The 17,865-nt window shown below is 68.4% G+C and carries 19 protein-coding genes; 10 read left to right on the top strand and 9 right to left on the bottom strand.

Annotation, left to right across the window (positions count from 1 at the left end):
- Window positions 1–127 precede the first annotated feature (127 nt).
- Window positions 128–1,420, bottom strand: a complete 1,293-nt coding sequence (gene glyA, locus ACLML9_RS20490; RefSeq protein ID WP_411947048.1) for a serine hydroxymethyltransferase — start codon at window positions 1,418–1,420, stop codon at window positions 128–130.
- Window positions 1,421–1,690: 270 nt separating this feature from the next.
- Window positions 1,691–2,887: a DUF885 domain-containing protein gene (locus tag ACLML9_RS20485; protein ID WP_411947047.1), complete on the bottom strand. Its 1,197-nt coding sequence runs from the start codon at window positions 2,885–2,887 to the stop codon at window positions 1,691–1,693.
- Window positions 2,888–3,076: 189 nt separating this feature from the next.
- On the opposite strand from ACLML9_RS20485, the gene coaA reads away from it, so the two are divergent.
- Window positions 3,077–4,009 (top strand): type I pantothenate kinase, encoded by a 933-nt coding sequence (gene coaA, locus ACLML9_RS20480; protein ID WP_411947046.1) that lies wholly within the window; start codon window positions 3,077–3,079, stop codon window positions 4,007–4,009.
- A gap of 67 nt (window positions 4,010–4,076) precedes the next feature.
- Here the strand turns inward: coaA and ACLML9_RS20475 are convergent, their stop codons facing one another.
- Window positions 4,077–4,865, bottom strand: coding sequence for an isoprenyl transferase (locus ACLML9_RS20475; protein ID WP_411947045.1), 789 nt, complete (start codon window positions 4,863–4,865; stop codon window positions 4,077–4,079).
- Window positions 4,866–5,251: 386 nt separating this feature from the next.
- Between ACLML9_RS20475 and trhA the strand changes: the two genes are divergently transcribed.
- Together trhA and ACLML9_RS20465 are read left to right on the top strand one after the other, a co-directional pair.
- Complete coding sequence (gene trhA / locus ACLML9_RS20470) at window positions 5,252–5,899, top strand: PAQR family membrane homeostasis protein TrhA (protein WP_411947051.1); 648 nt, start codon at window positions 5,252–5,254, stop codon at window positions 5,897–5,899.
- A gap of 107 nt (window positions 5,900–6,006) precedes the next feature.
- Window positions 6,007–7,533, top strand: coding sequence for an adenylate/guanylate cyclase domain-containing protein (locus tag ACLML9_RS20465; RefSeq protein WP_411947044.1), 1,527 nt, complete (start codon window positions 6,007–6,009; stop codon window positions 7,531–7,533).
- Window positions 7,534–7,536: 3 nt separating this feature from the next.
- Here ACLML9_RS20465 and ACLML9_RS20460 read toward each other — a convergent pair whose 3' ends face one another.
- The gene (locus ACLML9_RS20460; protein ID WP_411947043.1) at window positions 7,537–8,508 is read right to left on the bottom strand and encodes a helix-turn-helix transcriptional regulator; all 972 of its coding nucleotides are present in this window, start codon (window positions 8,506–8,508) and stop codon (window positions 7,537–7,539) included.
- Between the two features lie 155 nt (window positions 8,509–8,663).
- On the opposite strand from ACLML9_RS20460, the gene ACLML9_RS20455 reads away from it, so the two are divergent.
- Window positions 8,664–9,059 carry a RidA family protein gene (locus ACLML9_RS20455; RefSeq protein ID WP_411947050.1) on the top strand — a complete coding sequence of 132 codons (396 nt, stop codon included), beginning with the start codon at window positions 8,664–8,666 and terminating at the stop codon, window positions 9,057–9,059.
- Between the two features lie 39 nt (window positions 9,060–9,098).
- Here the strand turns inward: ACLML9_RS20455 and ACLML9_RS20450 are convergent, their stop codons facing one another.
- Entirely contained in the window at window positions 9,099–11,153 is a 2,055-nt protein-coding gene (locus tag ACLML9_RS20450; protein WP_411947042.1) for a thioredoxin domain-containing protein, read from the bottom strand.
- Between the two features lie 70 nt (window positions 11,154–11,223).
- Here ACLML9_RS20450 and ACLML9_RS20445 point away from each other — a divergent pair, with 70 nt between their 5' ends.
- A complete protein-coding gene (locus tag ACLML9_RS20445) occupies window positions 11,224–11,622 on the top strand; it encodes an NUDIX hydrolase (protein ID WP_411947041.1) in 399 nt (132 codons plus the stop codon).
- A gap of 23 nt (window positions 11,623–11,645) precedes the next feature.
- On the opposite strand, the gene ACLML9_RS20440 is transcribed toward ACLML9_RS20445, so the two are convergent.
- The 3 genes from ACLML9_RS20440 to mca form a co-directional block, all read right to left on the bottom strand.
- Window positions 11,646–11,798, bottom strand: coding sequence for a hypothetical protein (locus ACLML9_RS20440; RefSeq protein ID WP_411947040.1), 153 nt, complete (start codon window positions 11,796–11,798; stop codon window positions 11,646–11,648).
- Window positions 11,799–11,899: 101 nt separating this feature from the next.
- Entirely contained in the window at window positions 11,900–12,202 is a 303-nt protein-coding gene (locus ACLML9_RS20435) for a hypothetical protein (RefSeq protein ID WP_411947039.1), read from the bottom strand.
- Entirely contained in the window at window positions 12,202–13,068 is an 867-nt protein-coding gene (mca, locus tag ACLML9_RS20430) for a mycothiol conjugate amidase Mca (protein WP_411947049.1), read from the bottom strand. Before mca ends, ACLML9_RS20435 begins: the two co-directional genes overlap by 1 nt.
- Before the next feature lie 121 nt (window positions 13,069–13,189).
- Here mca and ACLML9_RS20425 point away from each other — a divergent pair, with 121 nt between their 5' ends.
- Window positions 13,190–13,693 carry a DUF4307 domain-containing protein gene (locus ACLML9_RS20425; RefSeq protein ID WP_411947038.1) on the top strand — a complete coding sequence of 168 codons (504 nt, stop codon included), beginning with the start codon at window positions 13,190–13,192 and terminating at the stop codon, window positions 13,691–13,693.
- A 334-nt stretch (window positions 13,694–14,027) separates the two neighbouring features.
- Window positions 14,028–14,522 carry a transcription elongation factor GreA gene (gene greA / locus ACLML9_RS20420; protein ID WP_357060644.1) on the top strand — a complete coding sequence of 165 codons (495 nt, stop codon included), beginning with the start codon at window positions 14,028–14,030 and terminating at the stop codon, window positions 14,520–14,522.
- 138 nt (window positions 14,523–14,660) lie between these two features.
- Here the strand turns inward: greA and ACLML9_RS20415 are convergent, their stop codons facing one another.
- Window positions 14,661–15,803 carry a cystathionine gamma-synthase gene (locus tag ACLML9_RS20415; protein ID WP_411947037.1) on the bottom strand — a complete coding sequence of 381 codons (1,143 nt, stop codon included), beginning with the start codon at window positions 15,801–15,803 and terminating at the stop codon, window positions 14,661–14,663.
- A 118-nt stretch (window positions 15,804–15,921) separates the two neighbouring features.
- On the opposite strand from ACLML9_RS20415, the gene ACLML9_RS20410 reads away from it, so the two are divergent.
- The 3 genes from ACLML9_RS20410 to ACLML9_RS20400 all read left to right on the top strand — a co-directional run bounded on the left by ACLML9_RS20410 (window position 15,922) and on the right by ACLML9_RS20400 (window position 17,835).
- Window positions 15,922–17,097, top strand: coding sequence for an acyl-CoA dehydrogenase family protein (locus tag ACLML9_RS20410; RefSeq protein WP_411947036.1), 1,176 nt, complete (start codon window positions 15,922–15,924; stop codon window positions 17,095–17,097).
- A 101-nt stretch (window positions 17,098–17,198) separates the two neighbouring features.
- Window positions 17,199–17,414 (top strand): hypothetical protein, encoded by a 216-nt coding sequence (locus ACLML9_RS20405; RefSeq protein ID WP_411947035.1) that lies wholly within the window; start codon window positions 17,199–17,201, stop codon window positions 17,412–17,414.
- An 82-nt stretch (window positions 17,415–17,496) separates the two neighbouring features.
- Window positions 17,497–17,835 (top strand): DUF6401 family natural product biosynthesis protein, encoded by a 339-nt coding sequence (locus ACLML9_RS20400; RefSeq protein WP_411947034.1) that lies wholly within the window; start codon window positions 17,497–17,499, stop codon window positions 17,833–17,835.
- Window positions 17,836–17,865 lie beyond the last annotated feature (30 nt).

Raw genomic sequence — 17,865 nt, 5'->3', positions numbered from 1 at the left:
CGTCGCGGAATCGCTTGCGTTACACACCTTTGCAGAGATATCCGTGCCGTGCCCGGTCCGGCGATCGGCCCGGTGGGCCCCGCCCTTTGTGGGCCTCGCTGAACTCGGCACCGAGAGGGTGTGGGAATTACACCAGGTTCCAGTCCTCCAGGCCCTGGTAGAGCGGGAAATCGTTGGCGAGTTTCTTGACCCGCCCGCGCAGCGCGTCCAGGTCGGCACCGCCCGCGAGGGCGGTGGCGATGATATCGGCGACCTCGGTGAACTCCGTATCGCCGAAACCGCGGGTGGCCAGCGCGGCGGTGCCGATACGCAGGCCGGAGGTGACCATCGGGGGGCGCGGGTCGAAGGGGACGGCGTTGCGGTTGACCGTGATCCCGACCTCGTGCAGCAGGTCTTCGCCCTGCTGGCCGTCGAGGTCGGAGTTGCGCAGATCGACCAGGACCAGGTGGACGTCGGTGCCGCCGGTGAGGACGCTGATGCCCTTACCCGCGACGTCGGCGCCGGTGAGGCGTTCGGCGAGGATCTTGGCACCGGTCAGGGTGCGCTGCTGGCGTTCGGCGAACTCGGGGGTGCCGGCGATCTTGAACGCCACCGCCTTCGCGGCGATGACGTGCATCAACGGGCCGCCCTGCTGCCCGGGGAACACCGAACTGTTGAGCTTCTTGGCGTAGTCCTGTTTCGCCAGGATGAGGCCCGAGCGGGGACCACCGAGGGTTTTGTGGACGGTGGAGGAGACCACGTCGGCGTGCGGGACCGGGGAGGGGTGCAGGCCGGCGGCGACCAGTCCGGCGAAATGCGCCATATCGACCCACAGGTAGGCGCCGACCTCGTCGGCGATCTCCCGGAACGCCGCGAAATCCTGGTGCCGCGGATACGCCGACCATCCCGCCACGATCACCTTCGGCCGCGCCTCCCGCGCGATCGCCCGCACATTGTCCATATCCACGCGGTGGTCTTCCTTGGAGACTCCGTAGGAGTGGACGTCGTACAGCTTGCCGGAGAAGTTCAGCCGCATGCCGTGGGTGAGGTGGCCGCCGTGGGCCAGATCCAGGCCGAGCAGGCGGTCGCCCGGATCGAGCAGCGACATCAGCACCGCGGCGTTGGCCTGCGCGCCGGAATGCGGCTGCACATTCGCGAAATCTGCACCGAACAGCGCCTTGGCGCGCTCGCGGGCGAGGTTCTCGACCACGTCGACGTGTTCGCAGCCGCCGTAGTAGCGACGACCGGGATAACCCTCGGCGTACTTGTTGGTGAGCACACTGCCCTGCGCCTGCAACACCGCGCGCGGCACGAAGTTCTCCGACGCGATCATTTCCAGGGTGTCGCGTTCGCGGGCGAGCTCACCCGCCATCGCGGTGGCGAGTTCGGGATCGAGCTCACCGAGAGACTGGGTATTGACAGAGGCGGTCGTCTGCGTCACCACGCCAGTGTATGAGTCACCCCCGGCCGACCTTCAATTGCCCCGTCCTCGGCGAGGCGGGGCCGGAGCCGCGTGATCCCGGTTCTCCGCGCCACCGTCGGCGTCGCTGCGCTCCTTCCCTGTGTCGCTCCGGGACCGGGCCGGGCACCGACCCCGGCCGCGGGCCACCGGAAACGATGGGAGGTGAACCTCCGAGGTGCCCACAATCGGCGTCGGTAACCCACGACACCTGTCGGTGCTCGCAAAGACGCCGTGGACGTGACGCCCCGGTCAGGCGACGCGGAGGGCCGAAGGGATGAGGGGTTCGTCCAGGAGACGGCGGAAGCGGTCGGCGCGGTCGTCCTCGTCGGCGGCACGGTCGAGCCAGCCGCCCAGCAGCCGGTAGCCCTCCACGTAGGTGCTGATGTAGGCGCGCCACAGCGGTGAGGACAGGAAGCGCAGCGACTGGCGGGCGCGATCGGGGGTGGTGAGCGACCAGCGCTCCAGGAAGGCGGCCACGTCGTCGGCGTCCTTGCCCTGGTCGTGCAGCATGAGCGCGGCATCCTGCCGGACCCCGAGGAGTTGGCCGGAGGCCTCGGCGAGCCGCTCGGCACGTTCGCCGTCGAACCGCAGTCCGAGGTCGGCGTAGATCTCCTGGGCCCACCGGCCCCATCCGGGCCCGACGATCGAGCGCAACGCGAGGTCCGCCAACCCTTCGGCCATCAGGCACTGCGGGGTGTTGACCAGGAAGATCGTCTGCTCGGCCTGCCCGGCGGCCACCAGGCCGGCCTCTTTGCGGCAGTGCTCGGTGTGGTGCCCGGGGTAGGACTCGTGCGAGATGAGCCGGGGCAGATTCGCCATGTGCTGGCGCAGGTCGGAGTTGATGGCGACCGTCGAACGGTAGTTGCCGAGGTAATAGTTGAAACCGGACCACGGCTTGTCGCCGACCACCTCGTAGGTGACGTGCTCGTGGTCGGGCAGCGGGTACCGGGCGCGGACCAGTTCGCGCAGTGCGCCGGAGAACGCCGCGACGCAGGCCTCGAGCTTGTCCGGCGGGATCTCGTCGGCTTTGCGATGGGCCGCCATCCGTTCCGCCAACGGACCCGATCCGGCCAGGACCTGGTCGATCCTGCGGTGCGCCTCCTGGTAGTCGGCGGGGTCACCGGGCGCGATCTCGACGTCGAAATAGGCACGGACCTCGTCGACGAAACCGATATCGTCGCCGGCGAACTTGCGGCCCGAGCATTCCAGCGCCCGCAGATGCACATCGATGAACTCGGACCGCTCCGCGGTGAGACCGGCGTGCGGCAGTTCCGCACGTAAGCGTGCGGCCGTCCGGGCCAGTTCCCGGGGTTCGGGCTTCGGCGCGTTCTCGACCTCCTGCCGCAACCGCGGATCGGCCGTGTAGGCGTCGACGAACCCCTCTTCGATCCGGTCGAATGCCAGACCGAGCCGCAGGTATTCGATCACCAGGGGATGGGCTTCCATGGCCTCGACCCTAACGGGAGAACCCTAATGGACCCCCCGATCCCCCCGCTCCCCGCCGAGGGGCAGAATTCAGCCATGAGGGCACAGCCAGAGCGCCGGACCTGCCGGGGTCGCGACAGCCGCAGCGGCGGAATCCCACGCGCAAGGCACCGCGAGCACGAGTGTCCGGCCGAGTGGAGCGCTGAGTAGATGGCCAAGGCGAGCGAGCCGAGTCCGTATGTGGAATTCGACCGGAAACGGTGGCGGGAACTGCGCAAATCGACTCCGCTGGTGCTCACCGAAGAGGAACTGATCGGACTGCGGGGTCTGGGCGAACAGATCGACCTGGAAGAAGTCGCCGAGGTCTACCTGCCGCTGGCCCGGTTGATCCACCTGCAGGTCGCGGCGAGACAGCGCTTGTTCGCGGCCACCGCCACCTTCCTCGGGGAATCACATCCGGACAAACAGGTCCCCTTCGTGATCGGTGTGGCCGGCAGCGTGGCGGTCGGCAAATCCACCACGGCCCGCGTACTGCAGGCACTGCTGGCCCGCTGGGACCACCATCCCCGCGTCGACCTGGTGACCACCGACGGATTCCTCTACCCCACGGCGGAACTCATCCGGCGCGGGCTCATGCACCGTAAGGGCTTCCCGGAGAGCTACGACCGCCGCAAACTGCTTCGCTTCGTCACCGAAGTGAAATCGGGTGCCGAAGAAGTGTGCGCACCGGTCTATTCACATATCTCCTACGACATCGTCCCCGGCGAATTCCACTGTGTACGCCAGCCGGATATCCTCATCGTCGAAGGGTTGAACGTTTTACAGACCGGGCCGCGGCTCATGGTCTCGGATCTGTTCGATTTCTCCATCTATGTGGACGCGCGGATCGAAGATATCGAAAACTGGTACGTCCGAAGGTTCCTGAGCCTGCGGGCCACCGGTTTCGCCGATCCCAAAGCCCACTTCCATCACTACGCGAGATTCACCGACGCCGAGGCGACGGCCGCCGCGAAGGACATCTGGAACTCCACCAACCGCCCGAATCTGGTGGAGAACATCCTGCCCACCCGCCCCCGCGCGACCCTGGTCCTGCGCAAGGACTCCGACCATACGATCAACCGGCTGCGGTTGCGGAAGTTGTGATACCGGCGGGCCGGCTCACGGAGTTCGGCGAGGTCCAGTCCCCGGAGCCGGTAGGACGGTCGGGGCCTCAAGTGCCGTAGCGGCGGTGGCGGGCGGCGTAGTCGCGGAGGGCGCGGAGGAAGTCGACGCGGCGGAACTCGGGCCAGTAGACCTCGGTGAACCAGATCTCGGAGTAGGCGCTCTGCCAGAGCAGGAAGCCGGAGAGCCGTTGTTCGCCGGAGGTGCGGATCACCAGGTCGGGGTCGGGTTGTCCCGAGGTGTAGAGGTGCTGGCCGATGGCGCTGACCGTAATGGACTGGACCAGGTCTTCGCCGGTTTCGCCGGCCGATATCTCCTGACGGACCAGCTGGCGGACGGCGTCGGCGATTTCTTGACGGCCGCCGTAGCCGATGGCGACGTTGACGTGGGTGCCGGTGCGTTCGCGGGTGCGTTCGGTGGCGGTGCGCATTCGTTTGGCGACCAGCTCGGGCAGACCGTCGAGGGTGCCGACGATACGGACCCGCCAGTTCTGTTCGGGGGCGGCGAGTTCCTCGACGACGTCGGTGATGACTTCGAAGAGGGTTTCCAGTTCTTCCTGGCCGCGGCTGAGGTTTTCGGTGGAGAGCAGGTAGATGGTGACGAGCTCGATTCCCGCGGCTTCGCACCAGCTGACCAGTTCGGCGACTTTGAGGGCGCCGACCCGGTGTCCGTGGGTGATATCGGTGAACCCGTTCTCCCGGGCCCAGCGGCGATTACCGTCGCACACCACCGCTACATGGCGCGGATGCTGTTTGTCCGCAAGCCGCTTGGCCAGACGGGCCTCGTAGATGCGATAGGGAAAGCCCCGCAGCCGACTCGGAAATTCCACGACGACCAACAGTACGCCTCTTCCGGTCGGGGTCCGTAGTTGTGGCGGAATGCGGTGGCGGTCACGGCCGCGGCGGAGACAGCCCCTGTCGGCGGGTGAACCGGTACAGTAGCCACGAGAGAAACCTACGCCGCCGTAGGTTACCCAAGAGTTAAGTATTGCCCCTCGGGCGGGCCGCGGAGGTACCCGCAGGTCCGCACCAGCGGCGGGCCGTCGCGCTGCCGCCGGAAGCCGAGCAACGCATACTCGAGCCAGGAGGCAACGTGTCCAACCCGTCCCCCGGCGGTCCCCCGAATCCCGGCGACCTCGATCCCACCGGCCCCCTCGCCGGTGCCGCGGTCGACCCACGGACCGGCCCGAACAGCGATGATCCGGTCCCCAACCCCGCCGACTCACTGGTCGCGCTGGTCAAACCACGGATGCGCGGCTGGATCCACACCTGGGCCACCGGCGTCGCCGCGGTGGCCGTGATCGCGCTGGTCGCGACGGCGGCCACCGTCTCGGCGACAGCGGTCGTCGCGACCCTGATCTACGGACTCACCATCTGCGCGCTGTTCGGGATCAGCGCCGTCTATCACCGCATCACCTGGCAGACGGTCCAGGCCCGGACGCGGATGAAACGCGCGGACCACTCGATGATCTTCCTGTTCATCGCGGGCACCTACACCCCGTTCGCACTGCTCGGCCTACCCGAGCCGACCGGGCAGATCCTGCTCGCCGTGGTGTGGACGGGCGCGCTGGCCGGCGTCGCCCTGAAACTGCTGTGGCCACTCGCGCCACGGTGGGTGGGGGTGCCGTTGTATCTGCTGCTCGGCTGGGCGGTGGTGCCGGTGGGCGGCGAACTCTATCGTTCGGTCGGTCTACCGGCGGTACTGCTGCTGGTCGCCGGTGGGCTGGCCTACAGCATCGGCGCGGTCCTCTACGCCACCCGCTGGCCCAACCCGTGGCCGAGCACCTTCGGCCACCACGAGTTCTTCCACGCCGCCACCGTGGTGGCCGCGCTCTGCCACTACGCGGCGGTCTGGCTGGTACTGCTGGGGTGAGCGAGCTCGTTCCCGGACCGCTGACCAGGTACGTCGATTAGGCTGCTGAGTCGTGTCCTTCGATACCGGCCGCCCGCGCTCCAACGGCCACCGCGGGTAACCCGCCGATGGCCTACAGTGTCGGATCCCGACCCCGGGCCGGGATGGTCACCCGGCTGATGCAGTGGACGGTCCTCGCCCGCTGGGGGCTGGCGTCGGTCGTCATCGCCGCCCACCTCAGCGGTCTCGCGGTCATCGTGACCCAGCTGGTGCTCATCGGCTTCCCCGGTCGCGTCGGCGCCGATCAGTTGAGCGGGCTGATGCTGGTCACCGTCTACCCGATCGTCGCGTCGCTATTGGGGATCGCGCTGGCCGTCCGCGACCGCATGAGCTATTTCGCGTGGCTGGACAGCTCCCGCAAGCCGACCCCCGAGGAGGCGCGGCGGATCCTGCACCTGCCGCTCGCCATCACCGTGCGTTCGCTGGTGATGTGGGCGCCCGGGGTGGTGCTGTCGGCGATCCTGCTGGCCGGTCTGACCACCGAGAAGGATCTCACCGTCCTGCTCGCGATGTTCACCGTCGGTGGACTCGAATCGGCCGGCCTGACCTACCTGATCGTGGACCGGGTCATCCGGCCGGTGGTGCCGATCGTGGCCGGAGTACTCGGCGCGACCATGCACTGGAGTTCGTCGGTATTCGTCCGGGTGGCGCTGGCCTGGGCGGTCTCGGGCGCCATGCCGCTCAGCGCGCTGATCGTGGTGCTCGCCGATCCGGCCACCTCCATGGAACACCGGATCCGGACCGGTATCTATCTCGCCGCGATCAGCCTGGTCGTCGGGGTGCTGGCCACCTGGGCGCTGACCCGGGCCGTGGCCTCGCCGCTGCGGACGCTTCGGATAGCGGTGGACCGGATCACCCGGGGCGATCTGGATGTGCGGGTGTCGGTGGGCAGCGCCAGCGAGATCGGCCGGTTGGAACATTCGGTGAACGAGATGTCGGCGAACCTGCGCGAACGGTTGCGCATGCGGGACGTGTTCGGCCGGCACGTCGGCGAGGAGGTGGCCGAGCGGGCACTTGCCGGAGGTATCGATCTCACCGGTGACGTGCGGGAGGTTTCGGCGCTGTTCGTGGACGTCACCGGATCGGTGGCGATCTCCACCGGGCTCCCGCCGCAGGAGTTCGTGGCCAAACTGAACCGGCTCATGGCCACCGTGGTCGCCGCGACCGAGGACAACGACGGGCTGGTGAACAAGTTCGAAGGTGACGCGGCGCTGTGTATCTTCGGTGCCCCGATCGCGCTGGCCGACAACGCGACTCCCGCCCTGCGCGCCGCCCGCCGGATCCGCGACGAGGTCTTGGCGGCGGGCGAACTCGATATCGGTATCGGCGTGGCCCGGGGCCGGGTGTTCGCCGGGGACGTCGGTACCGACACCCGCCGGGAGTACACGGTGATCGGGGACGCGGTGAACGCCGCGGCCCGGCTCACCAGCCGCGCCAAGGAGGTACCGCGGCGCATCCTGGTCTCCCAGAGTGTGGTCGATGCCGCCGCGGCGAGCGAGCGCGCGGAGTGGGTGAAGTACGGAGCCGTCGCGTTGCGCGGTATCGACGCACCGACCCCCTCCTGGACCGACCGCGAACACGAGGCGCCGCGCTGAGCGCTAGGGCGCTCCGTAGCGAGTGGCGATGGCGGCGGCGCGGTCGCGCAGGCAGGTGCGCATCGACGGCGGGGCCAGGACTTCCGCGTCCGTGGTGAGCTGCCACAGCGCCCATTCGGCGTGCCGCGCATCCTGGAAGGTCACCTCCAGCCGCGACCAGCCGTCCGCATCGGCTTCCTCGGCGCCGACGCTCAGCGCGGTGCGCACCAGCTCGTCCCGCCGCGCCGGGTTCACCCGTACCAGGACGGCGATCCGGTCACCACCGTTGCGGAATCGGGTACTGCGTTCCTGCCAGGCTCGTGTCAGGTCGACCCGGTCCGAGCGCTCGGCCGGTTCGGGAAGTGCTTCTGCCGCCGAAACCCGCGATAACCGGTAGGTGCGTTCCGCGCCGGATCTCGTGGCCAGCAGATAGCTCTGGTCGCGCACGATGACCAGGCCGATCGGGTCCACTGTGCGCCACGCCGGGGTCCGGTCGACAGCCGCATAGTGGATGCGCAGCTTTTTCCCGGCGAGCACCGCGCGCCGGATCTCGGCCGATATGCTGCCGGGTGCCTCCTCGGCGACCGACCGGCGCGCCAGCAGATCGGTCTCCGGGTCGATGAGCAGTCGCTGCGCCACGTCGGCGGCGGTGTTCCGATGGCTTTCGGGTAGCGCGTCGACCACCTTGAGCATGGCCGAAGCAAGCGCCGAACCGAGACCGAATGCCTGCACGCCGCGCCGCGATCCGGCGACCAGCAGGGCGAGCGCCTCGTCGTGGTTGAGCCCGGTGAGTTCGGTCCGGAACCCGGGTAACAACGCGAAACCGCCGTGCCGACCGCGTTCGGCGTAGACCGGGACACCGGCCGCGGACAGCGCCTCGATATCACGCAGCACGGTGCGGGGGGACACCTCCAGCTCGCCGGCCAGCTCCGTCGCGGTCAGCCGGCCGCGCTGACGCAGCAGCAGCACCAGTGACACCAACCGGTCCGCGCGCATCCGGGAACTGTAACCGGAATACACGACACAGGATGTCGTGATTCGTCGGCATGCTTGCCACCACGGCGTCCCGAACCGCGGCTACCGCGCCGATGGGCGTACGTACTTCACCGAATCGAACGGAGCTCGACGTGGCAGTGGAACGAGATGTGGCAGTGGAACGAACAGCGGTCAACCCGGTGGTTTGGTCGACGGAGATGGGGTTCAACCAGGGCGAACTCGTCTCCGGTCACACCCGGACCCTGTACTGCTCGGGGCAGACCGCGATGAGCGGCGACGGTAAACCGCAGCATGCCGGTGATATGGCAGCCCAGCTGGCATCGAGCCTCGACAACTTGGCGGCAGTGCTCGGCGAGGCCGGGATGTCCCTGGTGAACCTTGTCAGGCTCAACGTCTACACCACCGATGTCGACCTGCTGTTCCAGCACTACGGCGTACTCGCCTCGCGGCTGGGTGCATCCGGCGTGGCACCGGCCACCACGATGCTCGGAGTCACCCGGCTGGCGATTCCCGGCCAACTGGTCGAGCTCGAGGGGACCGCCGTCGACTGAGCCCGGTATCGCGGCCGCCGCGCCGCCCGCCGGGGTCTCCTACCGCGGGGCGGAGGCCGCGGGCCCGGTCAGGGCGGCGCGCAAGGCATCCGGTGTCGTCACCGGCAGGTCGCAGACCGATCCGCGGCACACATAGGCCGCCGCGGTGCCGTCGATCGAGGGCCGGTCGGTGAGCAGCGGGACGGTGTCCACCTCGGCCCGGACGACGACCGCACCGCCGGGCGCGTAGGCCCGCGCGACCTCCAGCAGTTCGGCATCGCCCACCGGCTGGTAGCCGGTGGTGGAGATGGCGATCTGCAACGGGCCCTGGAGCGCGGCCTCGGCCACCGTCAGCCACTGGCCGGCCGAACGCGGCGCTTTCGCCAGCACCATCGCGCCGCGGGCGAGCGTGTGTTCGGCCAGCTCCCGGTAGCGCGCGCCGCGGTCGGGTTCGACGACAGCGGAGGCGGTCAGCAGTGCTTCGGCCAGCACGGACGCCCCCGCGGGGGTGGCGCCGTCGATGGGGTCGCGCGGGCGGGCGATCAAAGTTTCGGCATCGTCCGCGGTGTCGAACCAGCTACCGGGCTCGTCCGGGTCGGCGAAATGCGCGATCGCGGCGTCCAGGACGCGATGGATATCCGGTAGCCAGCCGGCCGAACCCGAATACTGGTGCAGTGCCAGCAGGGCGGTGGCCAGCCAGGCGTAGTCCTCGAGTACGCCGGGCGCGTTACCGGGGACCCCACCGAGCGAGGCGCGCAGCACCCGGCCGTCCACCACGTGCAGGTCCAGGATCACCCGCGCGAGGTCGTGGGCGGCGTCGAACCAGTCGCGCCGGTCGAGGGCGCGGGCGGCTTCGCAGAGCGCGGTGATCGCCATACAGTTCCAGGCGGTCACCGCCTTGTCGTCGCGATCGGGCTGGGGGCGGCGCTGCCGGGCGGCGCGCAACGCGGTACGGGCACGTTCGAGCCGCTCGCTGTCCTCCGGATCGGCGCCTCGGGTGAGCACCGAACAGCCCTGCTCGAAGTTCCCGGCGGTGGTGACCCCGAAAACCTCCGCGGCCCAGGCGCCGTCGATGGGCCCGAGTTCGCCGACGAGCTCGGCGGGATTCCAGACGTAGGTCGCGCCCTCCACACCGGGTTTGCCCGCTTCGACGTGGGTGTCGGCGTCCAGGGCGGAGGCCAGACCGTGCGCGGTGGACAGATCGTCCAGCAGGAACTGCACGATCTCTTCGGTGATCCGGTGCGGCAGCGGATCCGCGGGACTCCGGCGCGCCAGATGCGCGTAGAACCGCAGCAATTGCGCATTGTCGTAGAGCATCTTCTCGAAATGCGGGACCACCCAGGCCGCGTCCACCGAATAGCGGGCGAAACCACCGCGTAGCTGGTCGTAGATACCGCCGCGGGCCATGGCCTCGGCGGTGCGGTCCACCACTGCCCGCACCGCCGGGTCGCCGGTGCGTTCCCAGCTGCGCAGCAGACCCTCCAGCAGCGCGGAGGGCGGGAACTTCGGCGCGCCGCCGAAGCCGCCGTGGGCCTCGTCGAAATCGCGGAGCACCGCGGCCACGGCGTGGTCGAGCAGTTCGGTGGTGACGGTGAGCTCGGATTTCGGGATCCCGCCCGCCTGCTCGCGCAGGGCCGCGGCCACCTGCTCGGACGCCGTATCCACATCGGCGCGGCGGTTACGCCAGGTTTCGGTGATCGCGGTGAGCAGCTGGGTGAACGACGGCATCCCGCCGCGTGGCACCTTCGGGTAGTAGGTCCCGCAGTAGAACGGTTCTCCCGCCGGGGTGAGGAAGCAGGTCATCGGCCAGCCGCCCTGGCCGGTCATCGCGACCGTGGCGTTCATGTACACCGCGTCCAGATCCGGGCGTTCCTCCCGGTCCACTTTGATACACACGAACTCGGCGTTCATCTGCGCGGCGGTGGCCTCGTCGGCGAACGATTCGTAGGCCATCACATGACACCAGTGACAGGACGCGTACCCGATGGACAGCAGGATCGGCACGTCACGCGCGGCGGCTTCGGCCAGCGCGTCGGCGTCCCACTCCCGCCAGTGCACGGGATTGTCCGCGTGCTGGCGCAGGTACGGTGAGGTCGCGCGTCCCAGACGATTCACACTTCCACCCTCTCACGCCTGCCGCCGCCCTGCCGAGCCCCGCGCCCGCACACACTTCTACGGTGGAGCCGTGATCAGAACCGCCGCCCTGGCCCATATCCGCGACCGTCGCCTGATCCAGACCCGTTCGACCGGGAAGACCGTCTTCTACATGGCCGGTGGGAAGATCGACTCGGGGGAGAGCCCGCTGCAGGCACTGCACCGGGAGGTCCGGGAGGAACTCGGCGTCGGCGTCACCGAGGTGAGCGAACTCGGCGTTTTCGAGGCCGACGCCTACGGGCATACCGCCGGGACCCGGCTGCATATGACCTGTTTCCTCGCCGAGGTCACCGCCGAACCCGGCCCGCTCGGTGAGATCGCCGAATTCCGCTACTTCACCGGTGCGGAGTACGCCGCCATGCCCGAGGTCGCGCCCGGTTCACTGCTCGTTTTCGAGCACCTGCACCGGCTGGACCTCATCGACTGGTAGCCGGCGTGACCACCCGGTCGCGGTCACGCGCAACCCGCGCCGCCGCGATCCTCGCCCCCCACCGTCGAGCGGTTACCGGCGAGGGCATGGAAATCGTCGTCGGCCGCGACGCGTTCCACGCCGAGTACGTGCCCATACCCGTAGGCACGGACCACTTCGTTTTCCGGCCCGGACACCGGTTCCCGGCCGTCACCGACCGCGAACTACGGTTCGCCCCAGGGGCGCCGGGCGGGCACGGCCCCCGCGTGTTCTGCCGGCCGCTCACGGTCGCGGTACGTCACACCGGACGGTCGCGGTCCTCGGCGCCACCGTTCGATGCGGACTCGGGCCGCCGCGGCACGCGCGGTTCGGTGCCCTCGTCGGCTTCCTGATCGGGTTCCGGATGTTCGGGTTCGAAGGTCTCCGGCAGGTTCTTCAGATGTTTGTTCATCGAACGGACCAGCAGGAACGTGCCTGCCAGCAGGATCAGCACGATCGCCAGCCCGAGCGGGGACGCCTTACCGAATTCCGGGCCGGTCGGCGTACCGGGCGTCTGTGCCAGCAGCACGGTCGCCGATACCGGGAGAGCAGCGGCCCACATCAGCGGTACTCGTCGGTGATACCGGCGAACAGGTCGGTCTCCGGGATATCGGTGCCGACCCGGGTACGCGCCAGTTCGAACTCCTCGGTCGGCCACAGCCGCTGCTGCATCTCCAGCGGAATGGCGAAGAACGCGCCGTTCGGATCGACCTGAGTGGCGTGGGCACGCAGTGCGTCGTCGCGGCGCGGGAAGTACTTACCGCATTCGACCTGGGTGGTGACCCGGGCCATGATGTCGCCGCGTTCCACCGCGTATTTGCGGGACCGGTCCAGCCATTCCTGCAGTGGGAACGGTTCGCCCAGCTTCTCGTACTCTTCGGCGAACACCTCCATCCGCCGGATCGTGAAGCCGTGGTCGTAGTACAGCTTCAGCGGAGTCCACGGCTCGCCTGCGTCGGGGAACTTCTCCGGATCGCCGGCGGCCTCGAACGCGGCCACCGATACCTCGTGGCACCGGATATGGTCCGGGTGCGGGTAGCCACCCATTTCGTCGTAGGTGGTCATGACGTGCGGTTTGAACTCGCGGACCACCCGGACGAGCGCTTCGGTGGCCTCGTCGAGCGGGACCAGCGCGAACGAACCCTCCGGCACCGGGGGCAGCGGGTCGCCCTCGGGCAGTCCCGAGTCGATGAAACCCAGCCAGGTCTGCCGGACGCCCAGCGCGGCGGCCGCGGCCGCCATCTCCTCGCGCCGGATCTCGTCCATCCGCTCCAGCACCCCGGGTGTGTCCATGGCCGGGTTGAGGATGCTGCCGCGTTCCCCGCCGGTCAAGGTGACGACGAGGACGTCATGTCCCTCGTCGGCGTAGCGTGCGGTGGTCGCACCACCTTTGCTGGATTCATCGTCGGGGTGGGCGTGCACCGCCATGAGGCGAAGGCCACTCACTTCTCGTTCACCGTCGCTCTCGGTCGCGGGTGTTCGGACTTCGTTACCTATAGTTCCATCTGGACCGATTCTGTTCCGACCTACCCCCCGGGAGCACCAGATCATGACCGATCCCACGCCGGAACCCGGCCGCCCGGGCTCCCCCGGCGCTGCCGCGGCGGCTTCTCCGGACGCCGCCGATTCCGCGCGGGACCGCAACGCCGACCGCTACGGCCGGCGCACCGCGCGGCCGAATCGCCGCCTGATCGGCGTGGTACTGACGGCCGTGGTGCTGCTCGCCGGGGTCGGGGTCGCCTATCTGGGCTGGGCGAAGTTCGGTCCGAAGGACATCGAATCGGAGGAACTCGGCTACACCGTGCTCGACGATTCCTCGGTGGAGGTGCAGATCCGGCTCACCCGGGCCGACCCGTCGAAACCGGTGGTGTGCCTGGTGCGGGCCATGTCCCGCGACCTCACCGAAGTGGGCCGCCGTGAGGTGCTGGTGCAGCCCACGGCGGGCGATAAGACGGTGCGGCTCTCCACGGTCGTGGAGGCCTCCGAACGTCCGGCTTCCGCGGCGATCTACACCTGCACCGACAAGGTGCCGGGCTACCTGAAAACCGAGTGAGCGCGGGTTAGGACCCGGCCCACGTGGGTATCGCAAGGGTCGTAGAAGTAGGCCGAGCGCAGCTGACCCGCTGGTAAAAACTCGCCCGACCTGCATCTTTGTGAATCATGCTAAAATGGCCTCACACACGGTTCCGGGGCTCGGAGCCGTGTTTGCTGCATTGGCGGCCGGAGCGGTCGATGCCGGGGAGGGTCCCGGAGTCGGACTGTCGGGGTTTCGAACTTCCCGCAGATCGCGATAGCCGTCTGCTGAAGCATGTCTGCCTGCGGGTGGGCCGTGCCGCAGTGATCAGGAATCCCGGCCTGCCGGGGACAACTACTAGGGAGTGATCGAGATGACTGAGACCCAAGTGACCTGGCTGACCCCGGAGTCGCACGACAGGCTCAAGAGCGAACTCGACGCGCTCATCGCCAATCGTCCGGTCATCGCCGCCGAGATCAACGAGCGCCGCGAAGAAGGCGACCTCAAGGAGAACGGCGGCTACCACGCGGCGCGCGAGGAACAGGGCCAGCAGGAGGCCCGGATCCGGCAGCTGCAGGAACTGCTGAACAACGCCAAGGTCGGCGTGGCGCCCACCAAGTCCGGTGTCGCGCTGCCCGGGTCCGTGGTGAAGGTCTACTACGACGGTGACGAGTCCGATACCGAGACCTTCCTCATCGCGACCCGCGAAGAGGGCCTGGGCAATCCCGACCTGGAGACCTACTCGCCCAGTTCCCCGCTCGGCAAGGCGCTGATCGATGCGAAGGTCGGTGAGACCCGCGAATACACCCTGCCCAGCGGCAACCTCATGAAGGTGACGCTGGTCAGCGCCGAGCCGTACCACAGCTGAGACCACCGGCCCGGGCGCGGCGCACTCCGCCGGCACCGGACCGTATGACGACGCGAGCGGCCGCATCCGTTTTCCCGGATACGGCCGCTCGTCCATGTCCTGCGTGTCTCCCGAATACTCGGTGGTGCCCCGGCGGGATCAGCTCAGGGCTTGCTCGAGGTCGGCCAGCAGATCGCTGATGTCCTCGATTCCCACTGACAGCCTTACCAGATCATCGGGCACTTCCAAAAGCGACCCTGCTGTAGAGGCATGGGTCATGGCCGCCGGATGCTCGATCAGCGACTCGATTCCCCCCAGCGATTCGGCGAGTGTGAACACCTTCGTCCGCGAGCACAGATCGCGGGCGGCCTCGGGACCACCGGCCAGTCGCACCGAGATCATTCCGCCGAACCGCCGCATCTGCTTGTCGGCGACGGCGTGGCCGGGGTGCTCTGGCAGCCCGGGGTAGATCACATGGCTGATCGCGGGATTCCGGGACAGGAACTCGGCCAGGGTCTCGGCGTTGTCGCAGTGCCGGTCCATCCGCAGCGCGAGCGTCTTGGTACCGCGCATCGTGAGGTAGGCGTCGAAGGGGCCCGGTACCGCGCCGGCGCCGTTCTGCAGGAAGGCGAAGGCCGAGTCGAGCTGGGCGTCGTCGGTGACGAGCGCGCCGCCGATGACATCGGAGTGCCCGCCCAGATACTTCGTCGTCGAATGCACCACGACATCGGCGCCGAGCAGCAGCGGCTGCTGCAGATACGGGGTGGCGAAGGTGTTGTCGACGACCAATTTGGCGCCGGAGGTGTGCGCGATATCGGCCAGTGCCGGGATATCGCCGATATTGAGCAGCGGATTGGTGGGCGATTCCACCCAGATGAGTTTCGTGTTCGGACGGATCGCGGCGCGCATCGCGTCGATATCGGTGATCGCGGCCGGGGAATGCTCGATTCCCCATTCGGTGAACACCTTGTCGATCAACCGGAAGGTGCCGCCGTAGGCGTCGTCGGGAATGACGATATGGTCGCCGGGGCGCAACATCGCCCGCAGCGCACAGTCGGTGGCCGCCATCCCCGAGGCGAATGCCCGGCCGTAGCGGCCGACTTCGAGGGATGCCAGATTGGCCTCCAGCACCGTCCGGGTGGGGTTGCCGGTGCGGGCGTATTCATAACCGTCCCGCAGTCCACCCACCCCGTCCTGGGCGAAGGTGGAACTGGCATAGATGGGCACGTTCACCGCGCCGGTCCGGGGGTCGGGATCGTAACCGGCGTGCACAGCCCTGGTGGTGAATCCCAGTTCGCTCATACCCCCACCCTAAAGGTCGGATGCGCCACGGCCGCACGCCGGGCGGCCGACGTGTGGGCAGGCTCGCGCCCTGGTCCGGGCCGTCCGCACGACAGCCGCCGGCGGTTACCCTGAGGCCATGCTGACCGTCGCCGAGCTGTTCGCCACAGATTCACTGCTGACCGGGGAGGAACGGGAGATCCGCGATACCGTCGCGGCCTTCACCGACCGGCATATCCGGCCGCATATCGCGGAGTGGTTCGAGGCCGGGGAATTCCCGGTGCGCGATATCGCGCCGGAACTCGGGAAGCTGGGCGTACTCGGGATGCACCTGGAGGGTTACGGCTGCGCCGGCCTGCCTGCCACCGCGTACGGGCTGGCCTGCCAGGAATTGGAAGCGGCCGACTCCGGGCTCAGGTCGCTGGTGTCGGTCCAGGGATCGCTGGCGATGACCGCCCTGCACAAATACGGCTCCGAGGAACAGAAACAGCAGTGGCTACCGGATATGGCGGCCGGGCACACGATCGGCTGTTTCGGTCTGACCGAACCGGATTTCGGATCCAACCCCGGTGGAATGCGTACGCGGGCCCGCCGCGACGGTGGCGACTGGGTGCTCAACGGATCGAAGATGTGGATCACCAACGGGTCGGTGGCCGATATCGCCGTGGTGTGGGCTCGGGCCGAGACCGGCGGAAAGAATGTCGTGCACGGTTTCCTGGTGCCCGCGGGTACGCCCGGGTTCACGGCCCGGGAAATGAAGGGGAAGCTCTCACTACGCGCCTCGGTCACCTCCGAACTCGATCTCGACGAGGTGCGGCTGCCGGCCGACGCGCTACTACCGGGCGCGTCCGGTCTGTCGGGCCCGCTGGCGTGCCTGGGTGAGGCACGGTTCGGAATAATCTTCGGCGCGCTCGGGGCAGCCCGCGACTGTTTGAGTGCGACCATCGAATATTCGCGCACGCGCGAGGTTTTCGAGAAACCGCTGGCCGCCTATCAACTCACCCAGGCGAAATTGGCGGATATGGCATTGGAATTGGGCAAGGGCCAGTTGCTGGCACTGCACCTGGGGCGGCTGAAGGATCGCGGCGAACTGACCCCGGAGCAGGTGAGCGCGGGCAAACTGAACAGCACCCGCGAGGCCCTCGCGATTGCCCGGGAGTGCCGCACTGTATTGGGCGCCAACGGCATCACCCTCGACTACCCGGTGCTGCGGCACGCCAACAACCTCGAATCGGTCCTCACCTACGAGGGCACCGCGGAGGTCCACCAGCTGGTGCTCGGAAAGGCGCTCACCGACGCGTCGGCGTTCCGCTGAAGTCACGAGAAGGGCGGCGCCACTTGTCATTTCGCGGGCAGTCACATTCCGTTTCCGGCGAACGCACTGCCTCACAGTGTATTCCGCAGGCGCGGAGGACATTGTTACCAACCGTCATCGGCGAGCAGCGCGACGATTCCTTCGGCGCCACGATCGACCGCATGGCGGCCGCGCACGTACACGCCAACCACCTGCCGCACCACGCCGAACGCGTCTCCGACGACCGAGCGCACGCGGCCTGGTACCGGCCGACGCTACCGGCCGACGAATGGACCGATCCGGTGGCCGGCGCCGAGCCGGTCCGGCGCCGGGCCTGAGTCACCCCGAAGGCCTATCACCTGCAGGAATGCGCGGCAGATCACAATTCGATAAATGACGGCGCGTTGTTACCATTGGGTTATGTTCGCCCTGGGTCCCCGCGTGTTCGAGATCTCCGCCCGCCGCTATCTGGAGGGCATCCACCGGACCCACGGGGCGCCGGCTTTCGCGGCTGCCGCCGCCCTGCCGGGGCTGTCCGCGCAACTCGATCAGCACGCCGCCGCCGTCCGCGACATTCTCGACCTCGGGATCGATGCGGCCGGGCAGGTCTCGCCGGTCGTCCTGCTGGCCGGATACATGCGCGGACTGCTGGAGGACCGGACCGCGCCCCTCACCGAACCCGCCGACTGGGCCACCGTCGAATGGCTGCACCTGCGGCTCGCCGGAGCCTGCCTGCAGGCCGGGCACTCGGCCCGATGAACGACTTCCGCCGTGCACCGGAACTCCGGT

It is taken from the genome of Nocardia sp. NPDC002869 (assembly GCF_046764065.1).
In the GTDB taxonomy this organism is placed as follows: domain Bacteria; phylum Actinomycetota; class Actinomycetes; order Mycobacteriales; family Mycobacteriaceae; genus Nocardia; species Nocardia rhamnosiphila.
This window is presented reverse-complemented; position numbering and strand designations above follow the sequence as displayed.